This is a genomic window from Pseudomonas sp. TE3899 (assembly GCF_056279105.1).
Window position 1 is genome coordinate 5,080,280 of the sequence record NZ_JBWBQR010000001.1, and the last position, 10,558, is coordinate 5,090,837.

General features: G+C 60.9%; 8 protein-coding genes. 1 reads left to right on the forward strand and 7 read right to left on the reverse strand.

Translation table 11 applies throughout. The features are described from left to right. Positions 1–187: 187 nt before the first annotated feature. The 4 genes from ACZ89E_RS23035 to ACZ89E_RS23050 form a co-directional block, all read right to left on the reverse strand. Positions 188–2,524 carry an autotransporter outer membrane beta-barrel domain-containing protein gene (locus ACZ89E_RS23035; protein ID WP_476256521.1) on the reverse strand — a complete coding sequence of 779 codons (2,337 nt, stop codon included), beginning with the start codon at positions 2,522–2,524 and terminating at the stop codon, positions 188–190. 199 nt (positions 2,525–2,723) lie between these two features. Beyond that, complete coding sequence (locus ACZ89E_RS23040; RefSeq protein ID WP_476256522.1) at positions 2,724–5,681, reverse strand: autotransporter outer membrane beta-barrel domain-containing protein; 2,958 nt, start codon at positions 5,679–5,681, stop codon at positions 2,724–2,726. A gap of 246 nt (positions 5,682–5,927) precedes the next feature. Next, positions 5,928–6,764 carry an amino acid ABC transporter permease gene (locus ACZ89E_RS23045; protein ID WP_476256523.1) on the reverse strand — a complete coding sequence of 279 codons (837 nt, stop codon included), beginning with the start codon at positions 6,762–6,764 and terminating at the stop codon, positions 5,928–5,930. Beyond that, complete coding sequence (locus tag ACZ89E_RS23050) at positions 6,761–7,582, reverse strand: ABC transporter substrate-binding protein (RefSeq protein ID WP_476256524.1); 822 nt, start codon at positions 7,580–7,582, stop codon at positions 6,761–6,763. The genes ACZ89E_RS23045 and ACZ89E_RS23050 overlap by 4 nt, the downstream gene beginning before the upstream one ends. 110 nt (positions 7,583–7,692) lie before the next feature. On the opposite strand from ACZ89E_RS23050, the gene ACZ89E_RS23055 reads away from it, so the two are divergent. Further along, positions 7,693–8,592 carry a homocysteine S-methyltransferase family protein gene (locus tag ACZ89E_RS23055; protein WP_476256525.1) on the forward strand — a complete coding sequence of 300 codons (900 nt, stop codon included), beginning with the start codon at positions 7,693–7,695 and terminating at the stop codon, positions 8,590–8,592. A 110-nt stretch (positions 8,593–8,702) separates the two neighbouring features. Here ACZ89E_RS23055 and ACZ89E_RS23060 read toward each other — a convergent pair whose 3' ends face one another. The 3 genes from ACZ89E_RS23060 to ACZ89E_RS23070 are packed head-to-tail and all read right to left on the reverse strand — an operon-like array spanning position 8,703 to position 10,472. Continuing rightward, entirely contained in the window at positions 8,703–9,374 is a 672-nt protein-coding gene (locus ACZ89E_RS23060; protein ID WP_149659406.1) for a GNAT family N-acetyltransferase, read from the reverse strand. Positions 9,375–9,392: 18 nt separating this feature from the next. Then, positions 9,393–9,839, reverse strand: coding sequence for an N-acetyltransferase family protein (locus ACZ89E_RS23065; RefSeq protein ID WP_476256526.1), 447 nt, complete (start codon positions 9,837–9,839; stop codon positions 9,393–9,395). 9 nt (positions 9,840–9,848) lie between these two features. After that, positions 9,849–10,472: an FMN-binding negative transcriptional regulator gene (locus ACZ89E_RS23070; protein ID WP_476256527.1), complete on the reverse strand. Its 624-nt coding sequence runs from the start codon at positions 10,470–10,472 to the stop codon at positions 9,849–9,851. Positions 10,473–10,558 lie beyond the last annotated feature (86 nt).

Below are 10,558 nucleotides of genomic sequence, written 5' to 3' on the forward strand. Positions count from 1 at the left end.
GGGGCATGTGCTCCCCTTTTTTTTGCCCGGTATTTGACCCGTGTAGGAGCGAGCGGTGCGACGATTCGACTTGCCCGCGAAGGCGGTGTACCAATCAACACAGATGTTGAAAGTTCCGGCCTCTTCGCGGGCAAGTCGAATCGTCGCACCGCTCGCCCTACAGGGTTTGTGGTGTGTCAGGTGTTGATCAGAACGCCATGCGCCACTGGCCCATGACGCCGTGGTTGCGGCTGTCGCTGCCGACCTCACCAGTCAGGCCTACGCCCACGCTGTGGTTTGCCGAAACCCCAAGATCCAGCCCCGCATCCACCAGCAAACTATTGCGATCCAGCTCCGCACCATAAACGGTGTAGTTGCTGCCGCCAGTGACCAGTCGCTGGCGCGTTGCCGTGTAGGTATCGCCATAGGTGTGCTTCCAGCCAGCACTGAATCGCGGCGTCAGACGCATGCCGTTATCCAGGGTCTCGACCTTCGCCACCCTCAGGCCAAACGTGCTGTTCATGTTGCTTTGGGATTGCTGGTGAACCTTCAGCGCCGCAGCCCCACCTTTCTCGGTGTAGCCGTCGCGCTGGTAGCGTTGATAGCCAAGGCTGGCGAAGGGTTCGATGCTGACGTTGGCGCGGCCCAGGTTGTACCCCACTTCGGCGAAGGCTTGCTGGGTACTGGCGTCGTAGCTGCCTTTGGGGCGATCGCTGAAACCGGCGAAGGCAATTCGGCGTGCAGTGCTTCCGTCGTGGTTGCTGTAAGTCGCGCCTAGGCGCAGGGACATCGGGCCGTTCTGCCTCAACGCATAGGCGCCCAGGTGCCAGCTGTCGAGATTGCCGTCGAGTTCCTTGCTGTCCATTTGCGTCCGGGATGTTCCGCCCATCAACCCCAGGCGCCATTCCTCATCGAGGCTCCAGTCCGCGCCCAGCAGCAGGCCTTTGGTCGAATGTTGCAGCGGTTCAACGTCTCGATCCAGTTTGCCGCCATGACCGAGTGCTTGCAGCCAGACACGGCCGTTGTCTTCGCTGCCGGCCGCCAAACGCGGTGCATTGTTTCGTGAACTCAAGTTGTTGGTACCCAACTGGCGCATGGCAGAGAGCAGGCTGCCGTTGACCGGGTCAACACTGCTCAAGGTGGCTTTGGCAAGGTTGGCGTTGCTGGAGCCGGCCAGTTGTTCGAGGGCGTAGGAGGCTGTCTCAGTGTTGGTGGCTAGCAGGGCGGTGACGGCTGCATTCGTCACGGTGGCTGGTTGTGGCGCCGTGCTAGCAGTGTCGGCGACGGTGGCTGGTTGTGGCGCCGTGTTAGCAGTGTCGGCGACGGTGGCTGGTTGTGGCGCCGTGCTAGCACTGTCGGCGACGGTGGCTGGTTGTGGCGCCGTGCTAGAAGTGTCGGCGACGGCAGATGGATGTGGCTCTGTGTCAGAAGTATCGGTGACGGCGATTGGCTGTGGAGCTGGTGCGGGAACGCCGGCGGATGGCGTCACGTCCGCGACGCTGGTATTTACGATGTCAGAGTGTAATTGAGCTTCGGGAACGTGTTCCGGCTCGGAGATATTTTTGGCGAACTCCCGTCCGTTTTCGGAAGTGGCGAGACTCTCGAAAGGTACTTCGTTACGAGCATAGGTCAGGCCAACGCTTTTATTGTTGTACCTGAGGGTCGGTGCCATAAATGCCAAGTCATTGAGGACTTCGCCGAATTCACCTTCGACTTTATCCTTCGCCTCGATAACGGTGTAGCGGTTGCTTTGCAGATATTCGCCCGGCATCGCAACGATTTTCAGAGTGGAGCCGCCCAGCCTGGCAGTGCCACCGACTCTGATCGTTTGGCCTTTGCCTTCGGGATTGACCTCGTAGGCCAATACACCTGTCTTTGACAGGTTCAAGTCCCCTCTGACCCGTGGGGCGCCATGCATTTTATTGACGTCGACGCGACCGTGTACTTGCAAGCTTCCGACGGTCCCGGAACCCGCGAAAGTGCCGCGTTCCCTGACATCGACGTGGCCATCTATGGTGCCTTTATTGAAGAGCTGTCCGACCGCAATCGCACGGCCGAGGATCTTCCCGTTATTGGTCAGGATGCCGTCATTCAACACCACCACGCCGTCATGGAAATCGCTCTTGCTGGTCAGCGTCCATGAACCCAGATGACTGACCAGGCCGGTGGTATTTTTTGTTTCTCCCAGAACACCACCGTCAGAGGCCTCAAGGTGTATGACGTTGATGCCTCCTCCTCCATCCGCCGGGCCTTTGATGCTACCGCCGTTCTTCAGGGTAATGAGGTCGTTGGCGTCTGTTCCTTGTACAACCGTCTCGGGTGAATCGATCACATTAGGAACGGCGTCGTGAACCTTGGTGAAAGTTGGAAGAAGAGCCTCCAGATCGATTCTCGGCTCGGACTCATGCCGCTCTATTATCTTGGCGTCGACCGGTGGTTCGGCTCTGCCAGTCAGCTCTTGAGCCATGGAAAATTCAGCACCTCCCAGCGCCAGAGCAATGGCAAGTGAGAGGTGTTGCGGTCGGAATTTGGGCTGATTGGACATGGGCTAGGCCTCAGTTGTAAGGAGGCCAAACTCTAAAATCCGATGCCAATGTCTGGATGCCGGGCGTTTCCTAGCGTTGTGCAAGGCGCAGCTGAACCGCTTGTAGCCGAATCAACACCGAGCCTTGACCACCAGCGATTTCACCGATGATCAGGCGAACTTGCCTACAACATTCCCGGAAGCTTCGATTGGCGAAATCTCAGAAACTCATCTGCCACTGCCCAATCAACCCATGATTGCGGCTGTTGCTGCCAATCTCGCCGCTGTAGCCAACGCCGAGGGTATGCCGCGCCGAGATCCCCAGATCCAGCCCCGCCTCCAGCACCAGGCTGTCACGATCCAGCGAACTGCCATCGACACTGAACGCCGTGCCGCCGACCACGAAGGCCTGGCGCGTCGAGCTGCTGACATCGCCATACGTGTGCTTCCAGCCAGCGGTCATGCGCGGGGTCAGGCTCATGCCGTTGTCCAGGGTGCTCAGGTGTGCCAGGCGTACGCCGAAGGTGCTGCTGAAGTTGTCCTGGGTTTGCTCGTCGACTTGCAGCGCGGCGGCGCCCCCTTTTTCTTTGTAGCTGTCGCGGTGATAGCGCTGGTAGCCGAGGTTGGCGAAGGGTTCGGCGCTGAGGCGTCCGCTGCCCATGGCGTAACCCAGTTCAGCGAAGGCTTGTTGGCTGTCGGCGTCGTAATCGCCTTTTGGCCGGTCGTTGAAACCGTTGAACGCGACGGTGCGTTTGCTTTCGCCTTGATGGCCGCTGTAGGCCGCGCCGAGGCGCAACGCGAACGGGCCACTTTGGCGCAGGGCGTAGACCCCGGCGTGCCAGCTCTCGACATTGCCGTCGACGCCGGTGGCATCCAGATCGGTTTTCGAATAACCGCCCAACACGCCCAGGCGCCATTGCGGATTGAGTGCCCAATCGGCACCGAGCACGCTGCCCTTTGTGCGTTGTTCCAGACCGCTGTTGCCGTGTTCGCCGTCGAGCTTGCCGTAGCCGCCGATGGCTTGCAGCCAGAGTCGGCCCTGGGCATTCGGGTCGTTGAGGTTGCGTGCTTCAGATGGCACGCCGTTGGAGGCGAGGACTGGTGTGTCCCGGGAATCGAGGCCCACAAGCAAGCCTGATCCGCCGCCCATTTGCTGCATCGCCGAGAGCATGCTGCCGCCAATCTGGCTGCTGGCGCCGAGGGTGGCGCTGGTCAGGTTGGCGTTGCTCGCGCCGGCCAGTTGCTCAATCGCCGCGCCGGCCGTGGCGTTGGTGGTGTTGAGCAGCGCGTTGTAGAGCGCGTTGTTTTTGCCCAGTGAGGCCAGGCTGTTGGCGGCGTTGCTGCCGTTGCCGGTGGCGGCGAATTCATTGAAGGCGATGTCGTTGCGGGTGTAGGTCAGATCGACCTGGGTCGGGGTGTAGGCGAGGGCTGGCGTGAGGAACGCGTAGTCGCTGATGACCTTGCCGAAGGTGCCGTTGACGCTCGCGGCTTGCAGCACGGTGTAATGGCTTTGCCACGGGTAGGTGCCGCTGCCGGGGTTTACCGCCAGGGTCGCGCCGTTCAGATTGGCGGTGCCGCCGATCTTCACCGGGGCGCTGGTACCGTCGGCATTCACGCCATAAGCCAGGGTGCCGCCGCTGCCGAAGGTCAAATCGTGAGTGATGGTTGCAGTGCCGAGTTGCGTATTGGTCTGCAACGTACCGTTGACCAGCAGATTGCCTACCGAGCCGCCGCCGGCATACACGCCGCCCTGATCCACCGTCAGCGTGCCGGCAATGCCGCCCTGGTTGAGCAGCGTCGCGCCATTGCGCACCGCGCCGCCGTCGCTGAAATCACCGCTGCCGGTCAGGGTCCAGGCCCCTTGCTTGACCTCCAGCCATTCGAAGTTGCGACTGGCACCGAAACTGCCGCCCGCCACGTCGTCCATCACCACTCGGTCATAACCGCTGCCGCCATCGACCACACCGACGAAGCGGCTGCCGTTGCGCAGGGTCAGGCTGTCGTTGCCGCCGCCCAGGTCCAGGGCCAAGCCGTTGCTGCCGCTGATGGTGCCGCCGTTGGTTACGCTGTCGGCAAACTCGCCGACGAACTTCACCCCGAAACCGTCGAGGCCCTGGATGGTGCCGAAGTTTTCCAGGGTGGTCGCCGCCGCCCCCGAACCGCCGCTGCCGTCGTCCACCAGGATCGCGCTGTTGGCGCCGCTGATCAGCGCCTCTTTGGCGTTCAATACATAGCCGCCACCCAACGCGATGCCTTCGCTGCCGTTAGCGAAACCACCCTTGTCCACACCGCCCGCGCCGACGCCTTGAATGGTGCCGTAGTTTTCGATGTGGGCGATCTTGTCGATGTCCACGCCATCGCCGTCACCGTTGGGTTGCAGCCCCGAATACGCGCCGGTGATCGTGCCGTGGTTGATGACGGTGCCGTCGCCATCGGAGCCGAATCCCGAACCGTTGCGCCCGGTGATCTGCCCGTAGTTGACCAGCGTGGCGCCGAGGTCGGTGGTGATGCCGTGGCGTCCGGCGGAAATGGTGCCGTAGTTGGTCACCGTCACGCCGGTTGCCGTGTCGATATCAATGCCGTCGAACTTCTCGTCGGCGTTGTGCGAATCACCCGTAGAGATCTCGCCATAGTTGGTGATCGTCGCGTTGGCCCCGGTCTTCATGCCGTCGCTGGCATCCCCGCGTATCAGCCCGCCCGCGCGGTTGATGATTGTGGTTTTCACGTTGTTGCTACGTAGCGCATCCAGGTCCAGCCCCTGGCCAGTGGTGGAGCGAATGATGCCGCTGTTATCGATCAACAGACTGCCGCTGGCGAAGTTGCTGTCGATGCGCAACGCGTCGTTGAACCCGAGGATCTGCCCGCCACTGCGGTTATAAATGCTGTAGTTGCGCGCCTGGGTCAGGTCGCCGCTGCTGTCGATCGCCCGGCCACCGGTGGACACGATCTTGCCCGCGTTATCGACCACCACGCCGACACCACTGGTGCTGTCCTTCAAGCTCACGGCCTTGCCGCTGTTGGTGATGCTGCCGGGCGCGGAAATTGTCAGCGTGTCATTACCGCCGAGGGTTTGCGCGGCGGTGGTGGCGGTGTCGATCTGCACGTTTTTGGCGTGGGCGGCGGTGGCGCTGATGAGAAGGGCGATGGTCAGGGCGAGACGCTGGGGCGAGAAGGGCATGGGGTGGACAGCCTTTTTGTTATAAGCGGGCTGTGTTGTATAGCGGAGGGTTTTTACAGAATGATGTCGTTGGTTAAGTGCAATCTTTTGCAGATACTTCGGATTTCGAGGCATCTATACGCAATTTAATGCGTATCTGGACAATGTAGGCGCTGCTGAAGGTTGCGATCTTTTGATCATGGGGCCGCTCCGCAGCCCAACGGGAGCAAGCTCCCTCGCCACAGGTTTCGCGTTTGCTCAGGAGACTCAGCTACGACTCAAATACGCCTTGCCGTAATGCCGCTCCATCCGCGCTTGTATCAGCTCCAACCCTATCGACATCACCCAATAAATCACCGCCGCGGTTGTCAGCATCTCGATATACCGATAACTCGAGCGCCCATACGACTGCGCCAGAAACATCACTTCCCACACCCCCATCACCGAGATCAACGACGAGTCCTTGAGCATGGAGATGAATTGGTTAGTGGTCGGCGGGATGATGGTGCGCATGGCTTGGGGCAGGGTGACGCGCCAGAAGATCACGGTTTCGCGCATGCCCAGGGCCAGGGAGGCTTCCCGTTGGCCGTGGGGGACGCCGAGGATGCCGGCGCGGAAGATTTCGCTCAGGTAGGCGCCGTAGTTCAGCGACAGGGCGATGATCCCGGCGGCGATGGCGCCGGGCACGATGCCCAGTTGCGGCAGGCCGAGGTAGATCAGCAGGATCTGGATCAGCAGCGGCGTGCCGCGAAAGAACGACGCGTAGAAACTCGCAATGCCGAACGCCACGGCGCTTTTCGATAGCCGCCCCAGGGCGGTGATGAAGCCCAGCAGCGATGAGGCGACGATCGAGCAGGCGCAGAGAAACAACGTCAGCGCCGCGCCTTGCAGGAAGCCGTTGGGCGCCAGGTGCAGGCCGACGAGGTTCGGCAGTTTGTCGAGGATGATCGAGAACTTCAGGTCGAAGCTCAGGAAAAAACTGGCGAACAAGCCGAGCATCGCCGCCCAGGTCAGGTACAGCCGCGTGCGAAATCCGAAGATCCGTTGCAGCCGTGACTCAGCGACGGGTTGCGGCGGCTGGGGAGGTGTCGGGAAAGAAGTCATTTGCTGATATCGGCGCCGATCCATTTTTGCGAGAGCTTGCTCAACGTGCCGTCCTGTTTCAGCTGCGCGAAGACTTCACGCACTTTGCCGTCCCACTGCGGGTCACCCTTTTCGATGGCCACTGAGTTCGGCTCGGAGTACAGCGCCTCGCCTGCCAGTTTGAAGCGTTTGTCTTCGTTCAGGCGCGGTTGCGCGGTCACCAGGTTGGTGAGGATCGCGTCCAGTCGAACACCGGCGCCCAGGCCCAAATCCTGGAAGGCCACGTTGTCGGTGTCATACGGAGCGATCTGCACGTCCTCGAACGGGTACTGCAACTGCGTGTCTTCGGCGCCTTCGATCACCAGGTTTTTGTTCAGGTAGCTTTCGTAGCTGGAGGCGCTGGTGAGGCCGACTTTCTTGCCACTCAGGTCCTTGGCGTTATGGATGCGGTCATCCTTGGCGTTGACCACGATCACCGCCGGGGATGCGTAGTACTCGACCGGGAAATCGAAGACTTCGGCGCGTGCCTTGCTCGGGGTCATGGAGCAGATGCAGATGTCGTAGCGACCGCTCCAGCGGCCGGCGGCAATCACGTCCCAGGACGGGGTTTCGAGGCGCAGTTTCACGCCGAGTTTCTCGGCCACGGCTTTGGCCACATCGACGTCGAAACCGTCGAGCTGGTTCTGGTCGTTGAGGAACGAGAACGGTGGATAACTTTCCATCAGCACGCCCACCAGTTCTTTTTTCTGCTCGACGCGATCCAGCGTGACGCCGCCAAAGGCTTGAGTGGAGGCAGCCAGAATCGTCAGGCCCAAGGCCAATAGCGGTTGAAATTTCACAGTCGATCCCTGAAAAAAGAGGTTGTTATTAACCAGATGTTACGTATTAAATAGTTATAAGAACGACTCTGGTAGTGAGTTATTTTCATAAGCTTATGAGTGAAAAGCATATGGGCGCAGGAAGCACAGTGATTCTGGATGGCGGCATGGGTCGTGAGCTACAGCGCCGTGGGGCACCATTCAGGCAGCCCGAGTGGTCGGCGCTGGCCTTGAGCGAAGCGCCGCAAGCCGTCGAGGCGGTGCACGCGGCCTATATCGAAAGCGGTGCAAACGTCATCACCAGCAACAGCTATGCGGTGGTGCCGTTCCATATCGGCGAAGAGCGCTTTGCCGCTGAAGGCCAGGCGCTCGCGGCGTTGGCTGGCGAGTTGGCCCGGCGTGCGGTGGAGGCGGCGGGTAAACCGGTACGCGTGGCCGGTTCGTTGCCGCCGTTGTTCGGTTCCTATCGTCCGGACCTGTTCGACGCTGCGCGGGTCACGGAATTGCTGACGCCGCTGGTGAAAGGACTCGGGCCGCATGTGGATCTCTGGCTGGCGGAAACCCAGAGCTCGATCGTTGAGGCGCGGGCGATCCACGCCGGGCTGCCGAAGGATGGCAAACCGTTCTGGCTGTCGTTTACTTTGAAGGATGAAGACACCGACGACGTGCCGCGCTTGCGTTCCGGCGAGCCGGTGGCCGAAGCAGCCGCCGTGGCCGCTGAGCTGGGTGTCGAGACGTTGCTGTTCAACTGCAGCCAGCCGGAAGTCATCGGCGCGGCGATTGATGCAGCGCGGGAAACGTTCGAGCGGTTGGGTGTGAATATTCACATCGGCGCATACGCCAACGCCTTCCCGCCGCAACCGAAAGAGGCCACGGCCAACGACGGGTTGGACCCGTTGCGCGATGATCTCGATCCGCCGGGTTACCTGCACTGGGCGGCGGATTGGCAGAAGCGTGGGGCGAGCCATTTAGGCGGGTGCTGCGGGATTGGGCCGGAGCATATCGCCGTGCTGGCCCAGAAACTCGTCTGAAAAGATCGTTCCCACGCTCTGCGTGGGAATGCCTCAATGGACGCTCTGCGTCCGCTTTGGGACGCAGAGCGTCCCGGGTTGCATTCCCACGCAGAGCGTGGGAACGATCACTAGGCGCGGCACTCGGCCAAGGTTTTCACTTGCCCTGAATCCGTCTGGTTTTCATCTGAAAGCCACCGCTCAAACCCCGCCCCAACCACCGGCCATTCCGAATCCAGAATCGAATACCAAGCCGTATCGCGATTCTGTCCCTTGACCACCATGTGCTGGCGAAACACTCCTTCAAAACTGAACCCCAAACGCTCGGCCGCGTATTTGGAGCGGGCGTTGCCGTTGTTGCATTTCCACTCCAGACGCCGGTAGCCCAGGGCAAACGACTCCTTGGCCAGCAGGTAAACCGCCTCGGTACTTTTCGGTGAACGCTGCATCGACGCACCGAAAGTCACGTGGCCGATTTCGATGCGGCCCTGGGCCGGGACGATGGACATCAGGCTGAGGATGCCTTGCACGTCGCCGCTGGCACGGTCGATCACGGTGAAAAAATACGGGTCGCTGTTGGCCGCGTGGTTGTTCAGCCAGTCGTTGAATACGCTGCGTTCCGGGAAGGGGCCGTAAGGCAAATAGTCCCAGAGTTTCGGGTCGGCGCCAGGGCCTTGCAGGGCTTTGAACAAGCCGTCGGCGTGGCGCGCCGGGTCAAGTTTTTCCAGGCGGATGAAGCGCCCTTCCAGTAGTTGAACCGTGGGGGCCGGGACGCCTTTCCAGTCTGCGAGTGAAGTGGTCATTGTTGTTCTCCTTGAACCTTAAAGGGCTTTGCGAAACTGGAGGAGGCCCGGGCGTTCGGCGATTCGCTCGTAGAGCTGGATCGCAGTGGCGTTGGTCTCGTGGGTCAGCCAGTGAACCTTGCAGCAACCGTCCGCTTTGGCGGTGGCGTAGACGAACTCGATCAGTTTGCGACCGACGCCGGTGCCACGGGTTTCGGGCTCTACGATCAAGTCTTGCAGGTAACAGGAGTTTTCGATGCTCCAGTTCGAGCGATGGTAGATGAAGTTCACCATGCCCACCGCTTTGCCATCGGCCCAGGCGAGGGCGGAGTGGGTCGGCTCGTTCGGGTCGAGCATGCGCTGCCAGGTGCTTTGGCTCACGACTTCCGGCAATTCGGTGTTGTAGAAGCGCAGGTAGGCCTGCCACAACGGCAACCACGCGGCGTGGTCGTCGGCAGTGACCTGGCGAATCTCGATCTGACTCATGTTCATTCCTTAACGCATCAAGTGGGCGAGGGCCTGGTCCTGCGCGTCGGGGCTGGCAGCCAACCCTTCGCGCACACCGGCGATGTCTGCGGCGTTGCGGTTCTGGCTCAGTTTGCGTTTGCCTTCCAGGCGCTGGATCGGCAAGGCGAAACCGACGATGGCCTTGAGCATACCGTCGATGTAGTCGGCGGGGGCGTCAGCAACTTGCCAGGGCTGGGCGCGACCCGCTTCGTGGCGATCGGTGAGGGCGCTGACCAAATTGAGCAGACGATGGGCGTCGGTGAACACTTCAGCCACACCGTAAGCGTGCACGGCTGCGTAATTCCAGGTCGGCACGACTTTGCCGTGCTCGGCTTTGCTCGGGTAAAACCCCGGGCTGACGTAAGCGTCGGCACCGGCAAAAATCACCATCGCCTCGGCACCGTTCTGCAAGTCTTTCCACTGCGGATTGGCCTTGGCGAAGTGCCCGTAGAGGGTGCCATTCGGACCCTGTTCGGCGTCCAGCAGCACCGGGATATGACTCGCCTGCAAACCTTGCTCGCCGTGGGTCACCAGGATGGCGAGGCGGGTGGCGAGTATCTGCTGCTGCAAGTCCGGCAAATCTTGGATGGCAAACGAGCTGGGGTTGTACATGGAAATATCCCTTGGCGAATGGCTCCATCCTAGGCAGGCTATTGGTCTGTTGTAAGAGCCATTACTGGCCAATTTCATAGGTCCAT